This is a genomic window from Arenimonas donghaensis DSM 18148 = HO3-R19 (assembly GCF_000743535.1).
Lineage (GTDB): Bacteria > Pseudomonadota > Gammaproteobacteria > Xanthomonadales > Xanthomonadaceae > Arenimonas > Arenimonas donghaensis.
In genome coordinates this window covers 246,354-266,021 of record NZ_AVCJ01000012.1, presented here as the reverse complement: position 1 = coordinate 266,021, position 19,668 = coordinate 246,354, and the positions used below count along the sequence as shown (strand labels likewise).

15 protein-coding genes are annotated in these 19,668 nt (G+C 69.8%); 6 read left to right on the top strand and 9 right to left on the bottom strand.

Features of this window, described 5'->3' with window-relative positions:
- Nucleotide 1: 1 nt before the first annotated feature.
- The 5 genes from N788_RS07510 to folC form a co-directional block, all read right to left on the bottom strand.
- Nucleotides 2-814: a ferritin-like domain-containing protein gene (locus N788_RS07510; RefSeq protein WP_034223059.1), complete on the bottom strand. Its 813-nt coding sequence runs from the start codon at nt 812-814 to the stop codon at nt 2-4.
- Nucleotides 811-2,280 (bottom strand): amidophosphoribosyltransferase, encoded by a 1,470-nt coding sequence (gene purF, locus N788_RS07505; protein WP_034223056.1) that lies wholly within the window; start codon nt 2,278-2,280, stop codon nt 811-813. Before purF ends, N788_RS07510 begins: the two co-directional genes overlap by 4 nt.
- A 3-nt stretch (nt 2,281-2,283) precedes the next feature.
- Nucleotides 2,284-2,850, bottom strand: coding sequence for a CvpA family protein (locus N788_RS07500; RefSeq protein WP_051924478.1), 567 nt, complete (start codon nt 2,848-2,850; stop codon nt 2,284-2,286).
- 5 nt (nt 2,851-2,855) lie between these two features.
- Nucleotides 2,856-3,854, bottom strand: a complete 999-nt coding sequence (locus N788_RS07495) for an SPOR domain-containing protein (protein WP_034223053.1) — start codon at nt 3,852-3,854, stop codon at nt 2,856-2,858.
- 62 nt (nt 3,855-3,916) lie between these two features.
- On the bottom strand, nt 3,917-5,164 hold the full coding sequence (gene folC / locus N788_RS07490) for a bifunctional tetrahydrofolate synthase/dihydrofolate synthase (protein ID WP_034223050.1): 1,248 nt from the start codon (nt 5,162-5,164) through the stop codon (nt 3,917-3,919).
- 80 nt (nt 5,165-5,244) lie between these two features.
- Here folC and N788_RS14900 point away from each other — a divergent pair, with 80 nt between their 5' ends.
- Both N788_RS14900 and N788_RS07485 read left to right on the top strand, forming a co-directional pair.
- Nucleotides 5,245-5,403, top strand: a complete 159-nt coding sequence (locus tag N788_RS14900) for a hypothetical protein (protein WP_169740398.1) — start codon at nt 5,245-5,247, stop codon at nt 5,401-5,403.
- Between the two features lie 79 nt (nt 5,404-5,482).
- Nucleotides 5,483-6,565 carry a tetratricopeptide repeat protein gene (locus N788_RS07485; RefSeq protein WP_034223047.1) on the top strand — a complete coding sequence of 361 codons (1,083 nt, stop codon included), beginning with the start codon at nt 5,483-5,485 and terminating at the stop codon, nt 6,563-6,565.
- 28 nt (nt 6,566-6,593) lie between these two features.
- Here the strand turns inward: N788_RS07485 and N788_RS07480 are convergent, their stop codons facing one another.
- Together N788_RS07480 and serA are read right to left on the bottom strand one after the other, a co-directional pair.
- Nucleotides 6,594-7,241 (bottom strand): histidine phosphatase family protein, encoded by a 648-nt coding sequence (locus N788_RS07480; RefSeq protein ID WP_034223044.1) that lies wholly within the window; start codon nt 7,239-7,241, stop codon nt 6,594-6,596.
- A complete protein-coding gene (gene serA / locus N788_RS07475) occupies nt 7,241-8,803 on the bottom strand; it encodes a phosphoglycerate dehydrogenase (protein ID WP_034223041.1) in 1,563 nt (520 codons plus the stop codon). The genes N788_RS07480 and serA overlap by 1 nt, the downstream gene beginning before the upstream one ends.
- A gap of 305 nt (nt 8,804-9,108) precedes the next feature.
- On the opposite strand from serA, the gene N788_RS07470 reads away from it, so the two are divergent.
- From N788_RS07470 to rapA, 4 genes are all read left to right on the top strand, one after another.
- Nucleotides 9,109-11,205: a M13 family metallopeptidase gene (locus N788_RS07470; protein ID WP_034223038.1), complete on the top strand. Its 2,097-nt coding sequence runs from the start codon at nt 9,109-9,111 to the stop codon at nt 11,203-11,205.
- A gap of 210 nt (nt 11,206-11,415) precedes the next feature.
- Nucleotides 11,416-13,239 (top strand): S8 family peptidase, encoded by a 1,824-nt coding sequence (locus N788_RS07465; RefSeq protein WP_152560419.1) that lies wholly within the window; start codon nt 11,416-11,418, stop codon nt 13,237-13,239.
- 152 nt (nt 13,240-13,391) lie between these two features.
- Entirely contained in the window at nt 13,392-15,494 is a 2,103-nt protein-coding gene (locus N788_RS07460; RefSeq protein ID WP_034223035.1) for a M13 family metallopeptidase, read from the top strand.
- Between the two features lie 129 nt (nt 15,495-15,623).
- Nucleotides 15,624-18,467: an RNA polymerase-associated protein RapA gene (gene rapA / locus N788_RS07455; protein WP_338022631.1), complete on the top strand. Its 2,844-nt coding sequence runs from the start codon at nt 15,624-15,626 to the stop codon at nt 18,465-18,467.
- Between the two features lie 108 nt (nt 18,468-18,575).
- On the opposite strand, the gene N788_RS07450 is transcribed toward rapA, so the two are convergent.
- Together N788_RS07450 and N788_RS07445 are read right to left on the bottom strand one after the other, a co-directional pair.
- Nucleotides 18,576-19,235: a rhomboid family intramembrane serine protease gene (locus tag N788_RS07450; RefSeq protein WP_034223032.1), complete on the bottom strand. Its 660-nt coding sequence runs from the start codon at nt 19,233-19,235 to the stop codon at nt 18,576-18,578.
- 59 nt (nt 19,236-19,294) lie between these two features.
- Entirely contained in the window at nt 19,295-19,651 is a 357-nt protein-coding gene (locus tag N788_RS07445) for an MGMT family protein (RefSeq protein WP_051924476.1), read from the bottom strand.
- Nucleotides 19,652-19,668: the final 17 nt, after the last annotated feature.

Below are 19,668 nucleotides of genomic sequence, written 5' to 3'. Positions count from 1 at the left end.
ATCACTCCATGGTTTCGAGGCTGCGGATCTCGTCTTCCTCGAAGCCGGCGGCCAGGCGCGCCGGACGGTTGAAGGGACCGCGCATGCTGCCGCGCACGGCTTCGCGGACCAGCCGGATGAACTCGCGGCCCGGGGCCAGGCCGGCGCGTTCGCAGTGCCAGTGGAACCAGCGCGTGCCGGCCGCGACATGGGCGACTTCCTCGCTCAGGATCACTTCCAGGATCTTCGCCGATGCTTCGTCGCCGTTCGAACGCAGCCGGGCGATCATGCCGGGCGTCACGTCCAGGCCCCGGGCCTCGAGCACGCGCGGCACCAGGGCCATGCGGCGCAGGCCGCCGTCGGCGGTTTTTTCCGCCATTTCCCACAGGCCGTTGTGCGCATCGAAATCGCCGTAGGCGAAACCCAGCTCGCCCAGCCGCGCCGACAGCATGGCGAAGTGCCGTGCTTCGTCGTCGGCGACGCCGACCCAGTCCTGGTAATAAGCGTGGGGCATGCCGCGGAACCGATACACCGCGTCCCAGGCCAGGTTGATGGCGTTGAACTCGATATGCGCGATCGCATGCAGGAACGCCGCCCGGCCCTCGATGCTGCCCAGTCCCCGCTGCGGCACCTCGCGCGGCAGCACCAGGCGCGGCCGCTCGGGCCTTCCCGGCGCGCGGATCGGCTGCGGTTCGGATGGCGCCGCGGGCACCGGCAGGCTGCCGGCGCGGAAGGCCTCGGCGGCCGCGCGCGTCAGGCGGACCTTGTCGGCCGGGTTGGCCGCGTCGATGCAGGCCCTGGCCGCTTCGAGGATGTCAGGCCCTGGCGTCTTCACGCCCCGCGGCGCTTGTGCTTGGCGTCGTCGGAGCGCAGCTTCTGCAGGTGTTCGAAATAACCGGCTTCCACCCCGGTGACGTAGTCGCCGCTGAAGCACGAGCTGTCGAAGCGGCGGCCCGGGAACTTCGGGCCGGCCACGGCGGCTTCGAGGTCGGCCAGGTCCTGGTAGATGAGCCAGTCGCAGCCCAGCACCTTCTCGACCTCGGCCTCGCTGCGGCCGTGCGCCACCAGCTCCTCCACCGACGGCATGTCGATGCCGTAGATGTTCGGATGCCGGACCGGCGGCGCCGCCGAGGCCAGGTAGACCTTGCGGGCGCCGGCGTCGCGCGCCATCTGCACGATTTGCTGGCTGGTGGTGCCGCGCACGATCGAATCGTCCACCAGCAGCACCACCCGGTCCTTGAACTCCAGCGGGATCGGGTTGAGCTTGCGGCGCACCGACTTCTTGCGCTCGCCCTGCCCCGGCATGATGAAGGTGCGGCCGACGTAGCGGTTCTTGATGAAGCCCTCGCGGTACTTCACGCCCAGGACGTTGGCCAGTTCCAGCGCCGCATCGCGCGAGGTGTCGGGGATGGGGATGACGGTGTCGATGTCGTGGTCCGGGCGCAGGCGCAGGATCTTCTGGCCCAGGGTCACGCCCATGCGCATGCGCGCCTTGTGCACCGAGATGTTCTCGATCATCGAGTCCGGGCGGGCGAAATAGACGTATTCGAAGATGCAGGGTGCGTGCGGCTGTTCCTGCACGGCCGCTTCCGAATACAGCTGCCCGTCGGGGGTGACCACCACCACCTCGCCCGGCTGCAGGTCGCGCTCGCGGCGGAAGCCCAGGATGTCCAGGGCGACGCTTTCCGAGGCCACCGCATATTCGTCGCGGCCGTTGACCTCGCGCTTGCCCAGTACCAGCGGCCGGATGCCATGCGGGTCGCGGAAGGCGACCAGCCCCAGGCCCAGCACCATCGCGACGGTGGCGTAACCGCCCTTGCAGCGCCGGTGCACGCTCGCCACGGCCGCGGCGGCGGCCTTCGCGTCGAGCCTGCCGATGACCTGCAGTTCGTGCGCGAACACGTTGAGCAGCACTTCGGAATCGGACTCGGTGTTGATGTTGCGCTTGTCCTGTTCGAACACCATGCGCCGCAATTCGTCGGTGTTGATCAGGTTGCCGTTGTGCGCCAGCGCGATGCCGTAGGGCGAATTGACGTAAAGCGGCTGCGCTTCGGCGTCACCCTCCGAACCAGCCGTGGGGTAACGGCAATGGCCGATGCCGACGCCGCCGGTCAGCAGCGACATGGCTCGCTCGTCGAAAACTTCCTTCACCAGCCCGTTGCCCTTGTGCACGTGCAGGCGCCGGCCTTCCATCGTGGCGATGCCGGCGGCGTCCTGGCCACGGTGCTGGAGCACCATCAGGCCGTCGTAGAGGGCCGCCGCGACGTCGCTGGCGCCGGCGATTCCGATGATGCCGCACATGGTTCAGGTCTCCGGGAGAGTCTGGCCGTCCGCTTCAGGCGGTTGGCCGGTAAAGGGGTCCAACAGTGCCGAACCCGGCACCGGGAATTGCAGTTCCTGGGCGGCCACCGGCGGCAGGAAGCCGGCCATCCACAGGGCGCCCTCCTGCACGGTCGGCATGAAGCGCGACTGGGTCCACCAGGTATCGCGCGGCACCGGCGTGAAGCCAAGCAGCATGACCGCGACGCAGGCCAGCACCACGCCGCGCGCCAGCCCAAAACCCAGGCCAAGCACGCGGTCGGTGGCCGAGAGGCCGGTGTTGGCGATCAGCTTGCCGATCCCCCAGGTCACCAGGCCACCGAGCAGCAGCACGGCCAGGAAGACGCTGGCGTAGCCGAGGAACAGCTGCGCCGACGCGGCACCCACACCGGTGAACAGCGTCGAGGCCTCGGCACCGAAGGCGATCGCCAGCCAGAACGCGGCGACCCAGACGGTCAGCGAAAGCACCTCGACCACGAACCCACGCCACAGGCCGATGGCCATGGAAACCGCGAGCACCAGCAGCAAGGCGTAGTCAGCCCAGTTCAGCATGGGGGTCAGGGGTGGGCCACGATGATCGTTTCGCGCAGGCCCAACTTGTCGGCGATGGCGGCACGCAGGCGCTCCGCGGCGGCGCGGTCGGCCTCCGGGCCCACGCGCACGCGCCAGACGGCGCCGCTGTCGGTGGCCACGCGCTGGTGGAAGGCGACGAAGCCGGCACTGCGGGCCCGGTCGCGGAGCGCATTGGCATCGGCTTCGGTGCTGAAGGCGCCGAGCTGCACGGCAAAGCCGACCGACGCAGCCGTCGCCGCGCGCGTCGTCGGCGCCGGCGTCGTCTCGCGGCCCGCCTGCAGCGTCACCACCACGGTGCGGGTACCGGCGACGTTCTCGGCGCGCAGGCGCGCGGCCTCGGCGACGGTGCGCTCGGCGTACGGCCCGACCCGCAGCCGCATCGCCGGCTTGCCGTTCACGTCCACCGATTCGCTGGTGACCGGCAGCCCGGCCGCGCGCAGTTTGTCGGCCAGCGCGCGGGCATTGGCCAGGTTGGAGAAGCTGCCGACATTGACGGCGTAGCGTCCGCCGGCGGCCGTGGCGGGCAAGGCTTCGGAGGGCGCCGTGGGCTCCGGCCGCGCTGCCGCCGCCGGTTCAGGCGCAGGTTCCGGCGCGGGCGTCGCCGAGAGGGGCTGGCCGCTGGCGGCATCGACCGCCTGCAGCGGCGCGCCGTCGTTTCCGGCGTCCGGGACGGGCGCGTCCACGGCGTCCACACGCGGCGCGGCGTCGCCTTGCACGTCCACGGTCGCGACGGCATTGGGGTCGTCCGCCGGCACAGGCTGCGGGCCGCCGAGCACGGAACCCTCACCGGCCGGCTGGGGCGCGGCGAGCGGAAGCTCGCGGGTCTCGAACTCCTGGTCGGGCGCGTCCGGCATCGTCAAGGGAACCTGCGCGGCGTCGGGTTCACCGACCTCCGGGCCCTGCAGCAGCATGGGCAGGAAGATCATCGCCAGCGCCACCAGCACGGCGGCACCGATCAGGCGCTGTTTCAGGGCGGAATCCATCGCGTATTCGGTCCGGCCGGAGGAGTGGCGCGAATTATAGCCGGGATGGCAGGCGGGCCGGTTCAGGCCTGGGCCAGGGCTTCAGCCACCGTGTGGAAAGAACCAAAAACCAATACGCGCCCCGCCTCCCCGGCCGAGGCGGCGGCCGCCTGCCTGGCCTCGGCCAGGCTGCGATGCGGGTGCAGGATGTCGGCCGGCAGTTCGTCGGCGAGCCGGCGCGCCAGTTCGTCGACCGGCAGCCCGCGTGTCCCGGCGTCGGTGATCGGCCCCAGGTGCCAGGCCTTGAGCCAGGGGGCCAGCGGCCGGCAGATGCCGGCCAGGTCCTTGTCGGCCAGCGCGCTGAAGACGGCCACCGTCGGTTTTGGGTTGGCCCCCAGCCATTGCGCCAGCTGGCGTGCGCCCTGCGGGTTGTGGGCCACGTCCAGCACGAGCTCGGGCGCACCGGGGATGACCTGCAGGCGGCCGGCCACCCTGGCGCCCGCCACGCCCTCGCGCAGCGCCCTGGCCGGGATCCGCAGGTCGAGCGCACGCAGCGCGGCGATGGCGGCGGCGGCGTTGCCGCGCTGCGCCGGCGCCGGCATCGCCGGCTCGGGCAGGTCAATCGAAAAGCCGGGCTCGCGCCAGCGCCAGCCGGTGTCGAGTTCGTCGACCAGATAGTCGGAATAGCCGCGGATGGCGTAGGCGCCCAGCACGTAGGCCCGGCGCAGCACCGACGAGGGCGGGTCCTTTTCAGCCAGCACGCAGGGCTTGCCGGCGCGCAGGATGCCCGCCTTTTCGGCGCCGATGCTCTCGCGGTCGTTGCCCAGGTAGTCCTGGTGGTCCAGGTCGACGGTGGTGATGACCGCGCAGTCGGCGTCCACCAGGTTGGTGGCGTCCAGGCGCCCGCCCAGGCCGACCTCCAGGATGGCCAGGTCCAGCCCGGCCGCTTCGAACAGCAGCAGCGCCGCCAGCGTGGCGAACTCGAAATAGGTCAGCGAGATGGCTTCGCGCGCGGCCTCGATGCGTTCGAAGGCCTCGACCAGCGCGGCGTCGGTCGCCTCGACGCCGTCGATGCGGATGCGTTCGTTGTAGCGAAGCAGGTGCGGCGACGTATAGGCACCCACCCGGAGCCCGGCCGCCCTGGCGATCGCTTCGATGAAGGCCACGGTCGAACCTTTCCCGTTGGTGCCGCCGACGGTGACCACCCGCGCCGCCGGACGGCCGATGCCCAGCCGCCTGGCCACCTCGCCCACGCGCTCGAGCCCCATGTCGATGGACCGGGGATGGACCTGCTGCTGGTAGTCCAGCCACTGTTCGAGGGTGCGCGCCATGGCGGCATTATCCTCCACGGGCGTCGCCCGCGACGAGCTAAGGCGTTAGGCTAGCCGCCAGTCCTTTACCGTGGATCAACGTGGCCAAACCCAACTATTCGTTCGAAAAGCGGCAGCGTGAGCTGGCCAAGCAGAAGAAGAAAGCCGAGAAGGAAGCCGAGAAGGCGATGCGCAAGCGCGCCGCGACCGGGCAGTCGCCGGACGAGGCGCCCCCGGCGGATCCGGACAAAACGCCTTAGATCCACGCCTGGCCGGATTTGACCCCGGCCAGCGCAGCCGCGAGGATGGCCGCCACCTGACCGGGAAAGGGAAGCACGCATGCGAAGCCTGTTCGTGATTCTCAGCCTGCTGCCGGCCCTGGCGACCAGCCTGCCCGCCCTGGCATCCACGACCGACAGGGAACTGTGCCAGAACCGCGCCCCGGGCCGCTCGCATGGCGTGCCGGCACCCGCCGAGCGTGCCCAGGCCTGCACCCGCGTGCTGGCGACCCTGCCGCCGGCGGAACGATCGCACTGGCTGGCGCAGCGCGGCGAGAGCTACCGGGACATGCAGCAGCACGCCCTGGCGCTGGCCGATCACCAGGCGGCCTTCACGGCGACTTCGAACGCCTTCAACTACTTCCGGATCGTCGAAGACCTCATTGCCCTGGGCCGCTTCGACGAGGCGCTGGCCTTGATCGAGCGCATCCAGCGCGAAGATTGGCTCACGCACTACCGGGACAACGGCGACTACCACGAGTGGCGCGGTCGCGCCCTGGCCAAGGCCGGCCGGCGCGACGAAGCCGTGCAGGCCCTGAGGACGATGCTGCGCCAGCGCCTGCGCACGCTCATTCAATCCGGCGGCGACCCCGGCACGCGCAATCGCAGCGGCGAAGACCTCCTGGCGGAGCTGGAACGGGCGACCGGCTTGCCCACCATCATTCCGGAAGCCCGGTTGTCGCGGTGCACGGGACAGGGCGACGTCGCGCAGCGCATCCTGGCGTGCAACGGAGTGGTCTCCGGCGACTGGGTGCCCGACGAAGACATTCGTACCGCACGCTTCACCCGTGCCCAGCTGCATGCCCAGTCCCAGGACTGGCCACAGGCCCTGGCGGACCTCGACTGGCTGGTGCAGGACGATGCCGCCAATGGCGATGCCCGGCTGCTGCGCGCCCGGGTGAAACTGGCCGCCGGCAAGGTTGACGAGGCGCTCGCGGAATACACTTGGCTGGTCGATCGCACCGGTGATCCACAGGTCATCCTTCATCGCGCCGAGGCCTACTTCGCCACCAAACGCTACGAGGCGGCCCTTGCCGACCTGCGCGCCGTGGACGCCAGGATGCCCGGCAACGACCGCCTGCAGTCGATGATCCGCCAGGTCGAACAGGCCCGCGACGCGGCGGCGAATCCGTCCGGCGGCTAGCGCGCCGCCGGACCCGCCCCCAGCGGCTTCAAAGCGCCCGGTGCACCGCCTCGCCGAACAGCGGCGTGTGGTGGTTGCAGTCGTTCAGGCGCACCACCTCGAGCGCATCGGCCCCCTGCCCTTCGAGCAGGTTGAGCGTGGTCGGCGCCTGCCGGAACGACCACAGCCGCGAGAGCGGCAGCCCCAGCACCCGGCACAGGATGACGCGGTTGACCGCGTCGTGCGCCACCACCAGCAAGGTGTCGCCGTCGCCCAGGCCTTCGCAGGCGCGGGCGAACGCCGGCCAGGCGCGATCGAACACCTGCACGATCGATTCACCGCCGCCGGGCATCTGCACGGTTTCCGGGGAATCGCGCCAGGCGCGCAGCCGGTTCGGGTCGCGGGCCCGGATCTCGCTGGCGAGCAGGCCTTCCCAGTCGCCGTGGGCGATCTCCTGCAGGTCGCGGTCCAGGCTGAGCAGTCCGCCGCGCGCCTCGCCCAGGGCCAGTTCGGCCGTGCGGCGCGCGCGCGACAGCGGCGAAGCGATGGCCCGCGTGATCGGGACGTCGCGCAGGCGGTCACCGAGCAGGCGGGCCTGGCGTTCACCGGTCTCCGACAGCGCGATGTCGTGCTGGCCCTGGTAGCGGCCTTCGGCGTTCCACGGGGTTTCACCGTGGCGGGCAAGCAAGACGCGCATCAGAGTTGCTCCATGGACACGATGCCCGGGATGCCGCGCAGCGACTGCAGCTGCGCCTCGGCGACCTCGCGGTCGACGGTGATGGCCGCCACCGCGCCACCGTCGCCGGTGGCGCCGAGCGAGAAGTTGACGATGTTCACGCCGGCGGCGCCCAGGTGCGAACCCACCAGGCCGATCACGCCCGGCTTGTCCTCGTTGCGCATCAGCAACACGTGCGCGAGCGGGTCGAAGTCCAGCTCGACGCCGTCCAGGCGCACGACGCGCGGACCACGATGCAGCGTCGCCTCGATTTCGCGCGACTGACCGCCGGCTTCCACGCGGATGCGCAGCAGCCGGTCGAAGCCGTCGCCGTCGCCGCCCAGGGTTTCGGCGACCTCGAGGCCGCGCGTCGCCGCTTCGTGCAGGGCATTGACCGGCGTCACCCGACCCGAGGCCGGCCCCAGCAGCGCCGCCACCAGCAGCCGCGTCAGCGGCCGCGTGTCCAGGCCCTGGGTGCGGCCGGCGTAGGTGACGTGAAGTTTCACCGGGGCCGGCACCAGGCGGCCGGCCAGCTTGCCCAGGGCCGTCATCAGCGGCATCCACGGACCGACCTCGCGGGCCGTCTCGGGCGTCAGCGGCGGCAGGTTGACGCAGCCGGCGACGGCGCCGGTGGCGACGAAATCGATGATCTGCCGGGCCAGGATGGTGCTGACGGCCTGCTGCGCCTCGCCGGTGCTGGCGCCCAGGTGCGGGGTCAGCACCAGGCGCGGATGTCCACGCAGGGGCGAGTCCTTCGGCAGCGGTTCGGTGGCGAACGTGTCCAGGCCGGCGCCGGCGATGTGGCCTTCCTCGAGCAGCGCCAGCAGCGCCTGTTCGTCCACCAGGCCGCCGCGCGCGGCGTTGATTAGGAAGGCGCCCTTCTTCATGCCGCGCAGGCGTTTTTCATCGAGCAGGTTGGTCGTGTCCTTGGTGCGCGGGATATGCAGGGTCACCACGTCGGCCCAGGCCAGCAACTCGTCGAGCGTCATCAGCGGAACGCTGCCCTTGCCGGCGGCAGCGGCGGGCAGGAAGGGATCGAAGGCGGCCACTTCCATGCCGATGCCCTGGGCCTTGCGCGCCACCGTGGCGCCGATGCGGCCCAGGCCGATCACGCCCAGCTTCTTGCCCTCGAGCTCGAAGCCGGTGAGGCCGGCCTTGGGCCAATCGCCGGCCTTCATGCCGGCGTCGGCGCGCGGCACGTGCCGGGCCAGCGCGAACAGCAGCGAGATGGCGTGTTCGGCCGCGGCCAGGGTATTGCCGTCGGGCGCGTTCATCACCGCGACGCCGCGGGCCGTGGCGGCCTCGACGTCGATGGTGTCGACGCCGGCGCCGGCGCGGCCGATCACCTTGAGCTGGCCGGCCTTGGCCAGGGCTTCGCCCGGCACCGGGGTCGCCGAACGCACGAGCACGGCGTCGAAGCCGGCCAGCTTTTCGGCCAGGGCCTTGGGGTCTTTTATCGGGTCGCTGGTCTCGACGGTCCAGCCTGCCTTGCGGAACAGGTCCAGTCCGTCTTCATGGATGCCATCACAGGCCAATACGCGCATTGCCACTCTCCTGGTTCACGGTTCGAGGGGGACCGGGACAACCAGGCAGCCGCGGGCGCGGCGGCATTCATGCACGTGAAGGGGGCGGCGCTAGGACCATCAGAAAGCCGATGCGTGACGACGCCACCGGCGTGACTGCGGGTCTGGAGACGGGGCTTCATGAGCATGGGAGTCCAGGACCAACGCCGCCACCGTAGCAGAGCCCCGGCCATCGCCGCCAGCCCCGGACCATGACCTCTGGCCTACCCGCCGGCCGCGCGCATGCCCTAGGCTCGGGGGCTTCGTCCCTTGCAAAGGTTTCGCCCATGACCCGCCTCAAGCCCCTGACCCTGGCGCTCTGTGTTTCCCTGGCCCTGGCCGCCTGCCAGAAAGCCGAAGAACCCGCCGCCGTCGCCGCGCCCGAGGCGCCGAAGCTGGCGATCGACCTCGCGCAGGTCCAGCAGCAGCCGATTTCGCTCGATGCCCAGGACATCGATACCAGCATCCAGGCCTGCCAGGACTTCAACGGATTCGTGAACGCCAAGTGGCTGGCCGCCAATCCGGTGCCGGGCGACCGCACCACCTGGGGTGCCTTCCCGGCGCTGGGCGAGCGCTCGCTGCAGGTGCAGCATGAAATCGCCAAGGCTGCCGCCGCCGGGGATTGGCCGGCGGGCAGCATGGAACAGAAAGTCGGCGACTTCTTCGCCGCCGGCATGGATGAAGCCGCCATCGAAGCCGCCGGCCTGGCGCCGGTGCAGCCCGAGCTCGACCGCATCGATGCACTGGCGTCGAACGCCGACATCCCGGCCTATATCGGTGATGCCTACGCGCGCGGCCAGGGCATGCTGTTCGGCCTGTACGCCATGGCCGATTACAACGACTCGACCACCAACATCGCCTACGCCAGCCAGGGCGGGCTGTCGCTTCCCGAGCGCGCCTACTACCTGGAAGACCGCGAGGACTACAAGACCGCCCGCGCCGCCTTCGTCGAACACGTGGCTGCGCTGATGCAGCTGGCCGGCGCCGACGAGGACACCGCGAAGTCCCAGGCTCAGGACGTGCTCGCGTTCGAAACCCGCCTGGCCAAGGCGTCCCTGGGCCGGCTTGAACTGCGCGACCCGGCCAACCGCTACAACCCGGTCTCCCTGGCTGACGCCGACGCCAGCACCCCGAACTTCAGCTGGACGCAGTTCTTCGCCGCGCTCGACGTCGATGCGCCGCAGACCTTCTCCCTGCCCATGCCCGCCTTCTTCAAGGAGGTGGACGCGATGCTGGCCGACGTGCCGCTGGACACCTGGAAGACCTGGCTGCGCTTCCGCACCATCGACGGAGCCTCGCCCTACCTGTCCAACGCCTTCGCCGAACGCAATTTCGAGTTCTACGGCAAGACCCTGCGCGGGCAGAAGGAAATGCAGGAGCGCTGGAAGCGCGTGCTGGGCGCGCTCAATGGCTCGATGGGGGAAGGTTTCGGCCAGCTTTACGTCGAACAGGCCTTCCCGCCCGAGTCCAAGGCCAAGATGGAGGAGCTGGTCGGCAACCTGATGGCCTCGCTCAAGACCCGCCTGGAAAACCTGGAGTGGATGAGCGAGGAGACCAAGACCAAGGCCATCGAGAAATGGTCTTCGTTCACGCCCAAGGTCGGCTACCCGGACAAGTGGCGCGACTGGAGCGGCCTGGAGGTCTCGGACGATAGTTACGCCGGCAACCTGCTCGCCGCCTCGGCCTTCAACTACCGGTACATGCTCGACAAGATCGGCAAGCCCGTCGACCGCAGCGAATGGGGCATGAGCCCGCAGACGGTGAACGCCTACTACCGCGCCACCGCCAACGAAATCGTGTTCCCGGCCGCCATCCTGCAGCCGCCCTTCTTCGACGTGAACGCCGACGACGCGCTCAACTACGGCGGCATCGGCGCGGTGATCGGCCACGAGATGCTGCACGGCTTCGACGACCAGGGCAGCAAGTTCGACGCCCAGGGCAACATGGCCAACTGGTGGACCGACGAGGACCGCAAGAAGTTCGAAGCCGCGACCACCAAGCTGGCCGACCAGTACAGCGGCTACGAGGCGCTGCCGGGCCTGTTCGTCAACGGCAACCTGGGCCTGGGCGAGAACATCGCCGACCTGGGCGGCGTGACCGTTGCCTATGACGCATTGCAGCGCGCCCAGGGCGAGGGCTACACCGACCCGATGATCGACGGCTACACCCAGGACCAGCGCTTCTTCATGAACTGGGCCACGGTCTGGCGCATCGCCTTCACCGAAGCCCAGCTCAAGCAGCAGCTGACGGTCGGGCCCCATTCGCCGGGCATGTTCCGCGCCATCGGCGCCCCGTCCAACCTGCCGGCCTTCTCCGAAGCCTTCGACTGCAAGGAAGGCGACAAGATGGTGCGTTCGGGCGAGGACCGCGTCGTCATCTGGTAAGCCAGGCATCGGTTAGCTGGACCAGACCCCGGGCAGCCCTGCTGCCCGGGGTCTTTTTTTGTGAAGCACGTCCCACTTTCGGCCTCCGCCCCGTTATATTCGGAAGTACGGCACAGGGAACTGGTCGTTGGGGAACACCGACCCGCCTCGCCGTCAACAGCGCCGCGCCTCCCGCGGCCCCATCCGCATCCAGTTCAGGGGAACACCAACGTGATTCACACCTCCCGCAAGCACCGCCTGCGCGCCCTCGCTTTGGCCACGGCCATGGCTTTCGCCGGCACCGCCGCCAACGCCGGCGAAGTCATCACCGCCGGCCTTGATTCAGGCCAGCAGTTCGAACGCTTCATCGTGAAGTTCAGCGACGACCAGGTCGCGGCCAAGTCCGGCGGCTCGCCGATGGACGCCGTCGTACTTGCCGCCAACCGCGCCCTGCAGGGCCAGAACCTCGCCAAGGCGAGCGGCCGCAAGGTCGAGCTGCCCCCCGTGGCCAGCCACCTGCGGCCGATGTCCCTGGGTGCCGAAGTCCTGGGCGTGAGCCAAAAGCTCGACCGCGCCTCGGCCGAAGCCGTGCTCAATGAAATCGCCGCGCTGCCGGGCGTCGAGTCGGTCCAGGTCGACTTCATGCTCGAGGCCCACTTCGTCCCGAACGACCCGCTGTACTGGGCCCAGTACGCCTTCTTCAACGTCAGCACCGGCATCCGCGCCGAAGCGGCCTGGGACCTGGCCGATGGCAGCGGCATCCGCGTTGCCGTACTCGACACCGGCATCACCTCGCATACCGACCTGAATGCGAACATCGTGGCCGGTTATGACTTCATCTCCGAGCCGTCCATTTCCAACGACGGCGATGGCCGCGACGCCGATCCGAGCGACCCGGGCGACTGGGAGCCGGGCGAGTCCTCGAGCTGGCACGGCACCCACGTCGCCGGCACCATCGCCGCGGTCACCAACAACAGCAGCGGCCTGGCCGGCACCGCGTTCAACGCCCGGGTCATGCCGGTGCGCGTGCTGGGCACCGGCGGCGGCAGCTTCATCGACATCATCGACGCGATCACCTGGGCTTCCGGCGGTACCGTGCCGGGCGTCCCCTCCCTCGCGACCGCTGACGTCGCCGACGTCATCAACATGTCGCTCGGCGGCCTCGCGCCCTGCTTCGGCGTCATCCAGGACGCGGTCAATGGTGCGGTGTCGCGCGGCACCACCGTGGTCGTTTCGGCCGGCAACAACAACCTCGATGCCAGCAACGCCACCCCGGCCAACTGCGCCAACGTCGTGACCGTCGCCTCCAGCACCTCGACGGGTGCGCGTTCGGGCTTCTCCAACTTCGGCCCCAGCATCGAGATCACCGCGCCGGGCTCGTCCGTCGCGTCGACCTGGAACAACGGCACCACGGTCCCGGGTAGCCAGGCCTATGCCTACATGAGCGGCACCTCGATGGCGGCCCCGCACGTCTCGGGCGCCATCGCCCTGGCCCAGAGCCGCCGCCTGGCCCTTGGCCTGCCGCTGTGGACGCCGGCCGAGGTGACCAGCCAGCTGGCCGCCACCGCCTACGCCATGCCGATCGCCTGCCCGCAGGGCTGCGGCCCGGGCCTGCTCGATGCCCACGCGCTGGTCCAGGCGGCGAGCTTCGTGCCCGAGCCGGCCGACCTGGCCGTGTATGCCAGCCGTCCGGCCTCGATCACCTACGCCCGCGAGGTCACCTTTGGTTTCTCCGTCCGCAACCGCGGTCCAGGCGACGCCGCCGGCACCTTCCTGGAAATGCAGATCACCAACCAAATCGAAGGCCTCTCCTATGACGCCCCGGCAGGTTGGAGCTGCGCCGAGCAGGCGCCGACCCGCACCACGCGGATCATGCGCTGCCAGTTCGCTGGCAACTACCCGAACCGCCAGAACGACCTGATCCGGTTCACCGCCACCTCGGCGCGCTCGGTCCAGGTCCAGGCCACGGGCACCGCCGGCAGCACCAACGCCGACCCGCTGGAGCGCAACAACAGCGCCAGCATGCTCTTCCGCTTCGGTATCGGTCACTACTGATCCCAGGGCAGAAAAGCGACGGGAAGGGGCGCGACGCAGGTCGCGCCCCTTTTTTTTGGCGACCCGGCCCATGACCTTCGACCTATGCCCCTGCCCGGCCGGGGGGCGGAGAATCGGGCGCTGCGGCGCCATGCCGGCGCCCGGAGAATGCCGTGAACCTTCGTTATGCCAAGCCCCTGACCCTGGCGCTCGCCGTCACCGTCGCCCTGGCCGCCTGCCAGAAGTCCGACTCCACCGACCCGTCCCAGGCCCCGACCGCCGCCGGGACCCCGGCGCCGGCGATCGACCTGTCGGGCGTCAAGACCCCGATGATCACCCTGCAGGCCGCCGACCTCGACACCAGCGTGCCGGCCTGCACCGACCTCGACCAGTTCGTCAACGGGAAGTGGCTGGCCGCCAACCCCGTCCCGGCCGACCGCACCACCTGGGGCAGCTTCGAGGCCCTGGCCGAGCGCTCGCTCGAGATCCAGCACGCGTTGGTGGAAAACCTCGCCGCCCGCGATGCCGCCGACGGCACCGCCAAGCTCATCGGTGACATCTGGGCCACCGGCATGGACGAAGCCGCGATCGAGGCCGCCGGCCTGGCGCCGATGCAGTCCACGCTCGACGGCATCGCCGCGCTCGACTCCGGCGACGCCGTGGCGCAGTGGCTGCGCGACAGTTATGCCAAGGGCCAGGCCTTCGTGTTCGGCTTCGGTCCCGAAGCCGACTTCAAGAACTCGACCATGAACATCGCCTACGCCACCCAGGGTGGCCTGGGCCTGCCGGACAAGTCCTACTACTTCGACGACAAGCATGCCGGCATCCGCGAAGCCTACGTCGCGCACATCGCCAAGGTACTCGAGCTCGCCGGCGCCGAACCGGAGGCCGCCGCGAGCCAGGCCAAGGACGTGATGGCGTTCGAAACCCGCCTGGCCGGCAAGTCGCTGTCGAGCGAGGAGCTCTCGCGCGACGTTTCCAAGTACTACAACCCGGTCAACCTGGAACAGGCCGACGCGGTCAGCCCGAACTTCAGCTGGACGCGTTTCTTCGATTCCCAGGGCGTGCCGGCCCCGGAGATGTTCTCGCTGGCTCAGCCGGAGTTCCATGCCGAGGTCAGCACCATGCTCGGCGAGGTCCCGGTGGCCACCTGGCAGGCCTACCTGCGCTACCACGCGATCGACAACGCCGCGCCGTTCCTGTCGAGCGCCTTTGCCGAGGAAAACTTCAACTTCTACGGCAAGACCCTGCGCGGCCAGCAGGAAATGCAGCCGCGCTGGAAGCGCGTGCTCAACACCATCAACGGCCAGATGGGCGAAGCCCTGGGCCAGGAGTACGTCGAGGTCGCCTTCCCGCCGGAAGCCAAGGCGCGCATGCAGGACCTGGTCGGCAACCTGTCCGCCGCGCTCAAGACCCGCATCGAGGGCCTGGCGTGGATGGGCGCGGAAACCAAGGAAAAGGCGCTCGAGAAGTGGGCCGCCTTCACCCCGAAGGTCGGCTACCCGGACAAGTGGCGTGACTGGAGCGCGCTGGCGACCAGCCGCGATGGCTACGTCGCCAACCTGATGGCCGCCAACGCCTTCAACTACCGCTTCAACCTGGCCAAGATCGGCCAGCCGGTGGACCGCACCGAATGGGGCATGAGCCCGCAGACGGTCAACGCCTACTACAACCCGCTGGCCAACGAGATCGTGTTCCCGGCCGCGATCCTGCAGCCGCCGTTCTTCGACCTCGAAGCCGACCCGGCGCTCAACTACGGCGGCATCGGCGCGGTCATCGGCCACGAGATGATCCACGGCTACGACGACCAGGGCAGCCGCTTCGACGCCGAAGGCAATTTCGAGAACTGGTGGAGCGACAAGGACAAGGAAGGCTTCCAGTCGCGCACCGACCAGCTGGTCGCGCAGTTCGACGCCTACACCTCGATCGACGACCTGCACGTCAACGGCAAGCTGACCCTGGGCGAGAACATCGCCGACCTGGGCGGCCTGGCCGTGGCCTACGACGCCCTGCAGCGCGAGCTGGAGAACAAGAGGGTCGGCGAGATCGACGGCTACACCCAGGACCAGCGCTTCTTCATGAACTGGGCCACCGTCTGGCGCCGCAACTTTAAGGACGAAGAACTGCGGGTCCGCCTGCAGACCGATCCGCACGCCCCGGCCCGCTTCCGGGCCATCGGCGCGCCCTCGAACCTGCCCGCCTTCGCGGCCGCGTTCAGCTGCGAAGCCGGCGACCCGATGGTGCGTCCGGAAGCGGACCGGGTCTCGATCTGGTAAGCACCCGACCATAGCGGCACCAGGACGGCCCGGGCTTGCCCGGGCCGTCTCCGTTCAGGCGCAGGGAGCCGGAACTTTGGGGCAGCCCGCCGCGCCCTGTAGAATCGCGCTCCCCGAATGGAGTCGCGCATGCTGTTTTCCCCCGGCCAACGCTGGTTTTCCAGCGCCGAACCCGAACTGGGCCTGGGCACGGTGCTGCGCCTGGCCGGACGCCAGGTGCAAATCGTCTTCACCGGCACCGGCGTCGTGCGCATGTATGCCCTGGGCTCGGCGCCGCTGCTGCGTGCGGTGTTCCGTCCCGGCGAGCGCGTGCGGGTCGAGGGCAACGACAAGACCGTCGAGAAGGTCGAGGACCGCGAGGGCCACGTGCACTACCTGTGCGATGGCCACTGGCACGCCGAGGGCGAGCTCGACGCGGAGCAGCCGGTGTCGCAGGCCGATTCGCGGCTGTTGTCCGGCCGGGTCGACCGCAACGACCAGTTCGAATTCCGCGTCGAGTGCCTGCGGCGTCGCGCCGAGGCGCGCGCGCACCCGGGCTGGGGCGTGCTGGGCGCGCGCATCGACCTGGTGCCGCACCAGCTGCAGGTCGCCGAGGCCGCGGCTGCGCGCCGGCCGCCACGCCTGTTGCTGGCCGATGAAGTCGGCCTGGGCAAGACCATCGAAGCCTGCCTGGTGACCGCCCAGATGCTGGCCTCGGGCCGCGCCAGCCGCGTGCTGGTGCTGGTGCCGGAAAGCCTGGTCAACCAGTGGTTCGTCGAGCTGCTGCGCCGCTTCAACCTGGCCTTCGCCATCTACGACGAAGAGCGCTGCGAATCGCTGGAGATGACCGAGCCCAAGGCCAATCCCTTCGAAGACGAGCAGTGCGTCATCGCCTCGGTGGACTGGCTGGCCAGCCACGAAAAGCGCGCCCGCCAGGCCCTGGCCGCCGGTTGGGACCTGCTGCTGGTCGACGAGGCCCACCACCTGGTCTGGACCCCGGAGTTCACCAGCCCGGGTTATGCGCTGGTCGAATCCCTGTCGGCGCGCACGCCCGGCCTGCTCCTGCTCACCGCCACGCCCGAACAGCTCGGGCTGGGTGGCCACTTCGCCCGCCTGCGGCTGCTCGACCCGGCCCGATACACCGACCTGGAGGCCTTCAAGGCCGAGACCCGCGGTTACCACGACCTGTCGGCGCTGGCCGGTCGCCTGCTCGACGACCAGGCGCTCACCACCGACGACATGCAGGCCCTGGCGCGGCTGTTCCCGGACGACCAGGACCACCTGGCCCAGCGCCTGGGCCGCATCGCGGCCGGCGATGCCGCCGCGCGCGATGCCCTCCTGGCCGACCTGGTCGACCGCCACGGCACCGGCCGGGTGATGGTGCGCAACCGACGTGCCGCCGTGGGGGGATTCCCCAAGCGCATTCCGCACCTGAAGGTCCTGCACGCCGACGAGGACCCCACCCTGCTGGGCGTGCTGCGCGCCGAATTCGCACACGACGTCGGCGAGACCGACGACGAACCGTCACACGATTTCACCCGCGACCCGCGCATGGACTGGCTGCTCGATACGCTCGACGCGGTCGCACCGGCCAAGGTGCTGTTGCTGTGCCGTTCGCGGGCCAAGGTTCAGGCCATCGAGGAAGCGCTGCGCCTGCGCACCGGCATGAAGGTGGCGCGTTTCCACGAAGACATGAACCTGCTCCAGCGCGACCGAAACGCCGCCTACTTCGCCGACGAGGAAGGCGCGCGCCTGCTGGTGTCCAGCGAGATCGGCGCCGAAGGCCGCAACTTCCAGTTCGCCCAGCACCTGCTGTTCTGGGACCTGCCCCTGCATCCGGACATGCTTGAACAGCGCATCGGACGCCTGGACCGGATCGGCCAGCAGGGCGACGTGCACCTGCACGCCGCCGCCGTGGCCGACAGCGCCCAGGAAGTGCTCCAGCGCTGGCTGCACGAAGGCCTGGACGCCTTCCGCCAGGTGCTGGCCGACGGCCGGGAGATGCTGCGCGGTTTCGGCGCCGAACTGCTGCAACTGGCTTCGCTCGATGCCGATGCCCGCGAACCGGCGCTCGATGAGCTGCTCGAACGCAGCCGGCAGCGCCACGCCGAGTTGGCACGGCTGATCGCCGAAGGCCGCGACCGGCTGCTCGAACTCGGCAGCCGTGGCCTGGGCGAGCGCGACGCGCTGCGCCAGGCCCTGGCCGCCGACGACCAGCACGCGGCCATGGACGACTTCCCGCTGCGGCTGCTGGAAAGTTTCGGCGTGCACAACGAAGCCCTGGCCCAGAACATCTGGCTGCTCGACCCCGAGCACCTGTCCGTGGATGGCTTCGAGGAACTGCGCCAGGGGCCGCGCATGTGCACCAGCGACCGCGCCACCGCGCTGTCGCGCGACGACCTGCTCTACCTGCGCCCCGACCACCCGCTGATGCTGACCGCGACCGACCTGCTGATTTCGGGCGAGAGCGGCAATGCCGCCTTCCTGGTCGACGACTCACTGCCGCCGCGCACGGTCGTGCTTGAAGCCGTGAACGTGATCGAGTGCGTCGCCGACGCCCGCCTGGACATCGAGCGCTGGCTGCCGCCGACGCCGCTGTCCGTGGCCGTGGACACCCGCCTGCAGCGTCGCCCGAACTTCGCGCCCGGCGAACGCGCCCGCCACCGTGCCGGCGACCGCGTGTTCGACCTGGGCCCGCAGCGCAAGGTGCTGGCGGCCCTGGTGCCGCCGATGCTCGAACGCACCCGCGACGAAGCCAAGGCCGCGGCGCAGGCCCTGATCGACGAGGCCGTAGCCCGTGCCGACGCCACCTTGTCGGCGGAAATCCAGCGCCTGCGCGCCCTCGCCCACGTCAACCCGGCCGTACGGCCGGCGGAAATCGCCGCGCTGGAAGCCGAACGCGAGGCCGTGCTGGCCGCACTGCCCACGGCGCGCCCGCGCCTGGACAGCCTGCGCCTGGTCGCGAGCACCGACTTCCTCCAGCTACGCCGCTGACCTTTCCGCCAGACACCTGTAGGAGCGCCTTCAGGCGCGAAGCCCTTCTTTGCCAGCGGCAAAGTCAAAAGATTCGCGCCTGAAGGCGCTCCTACCTGAGGTTTCGATTCAGTGGATCCGGCGCGGCCCGCGGGGCTTGAACGGCGGTTGCCCGCGCCAGTAGCGGATCATCAGCCAGCCGAACAGCATGCCGCCCAGGTGGGCGAAGTGGGCGATGCCCGAGGCGGTGTTGAACACGCCCATCAGCAGCTCGATGGCGCCGAAGACGATGACGAACGTGCGCGCCTTCATCGGGATCGGCGGGATCAGCAGCATGATCTGCCGGTTCGGGAACAGCATGCCGTAGGCCATCAACAGGCCGAAGATGCCGCCCGAGGCCCCCACCGTCGGGTAGATGCCCTGGCCGGTGACGCCGCTGGTCACGACGATCAGCTGGATCAGGCCGGCACCCGCCACGCAGACGATGAAAAACGTCAGGTAGCGCCGCGAGCCCCAGGTTTGCTCCAGCGAACCGCCGAACATGTAGATCGCCAGTGCGTTGAAGAACAGGTGCCCCAGGCTGCCGTGCAGCAGGCCGTAGCTGAGGATCTGCCAGGGCAGGAAGCCCACCGTGACCGGCAAGCCGTCGGACCCGACGAACTGGGTGGAATACTCACCCAGGGGCCAAAGCGCGAAATAGAGATAGGCGACATCCGGCGCCAGCATCTGCGCCAGGTAGGCGGCGGCGAGCGCGATCAGCAGGGCCTTGGTGACTGGCGGCAGGTACATGCGGGATCCCGTTTCAAGACCGGCCCATCATAACGGCAGCCGGCGCATCGCCGGAGGCCCTAGTCGGGCGGCGCCCACAGGATCTGGTCGAGCGTGGGCGCCGCCCGCTGCCCGCGCACGCGTCCGGATTCGACCCGCACGCCTTCGGCGCGCAAGCGCTGCACCTGTTCGTCGAAACCGGCCGAGCCCGGCGGGAAGGCGATCCGCCCATCCGAGCGCAGCACCCGGTGCCAGGGCAGCCCGGGCTCGTCACCGGCGGACAGGATGCGCGCCACCAGCCGGGCCCGCCCGGGATAGCCGGCGCGCCGGGAGATTTCCCCATAGCCGGCGACCTGGCCCGGCGGCACGGCGCGCACGGCCTCGAGCACCCTGCGGCGCAGTTCCTGGGCGGGGCTTTCCTTGGGCTTTCGTGGCATGGGCGCTAGGATACCCC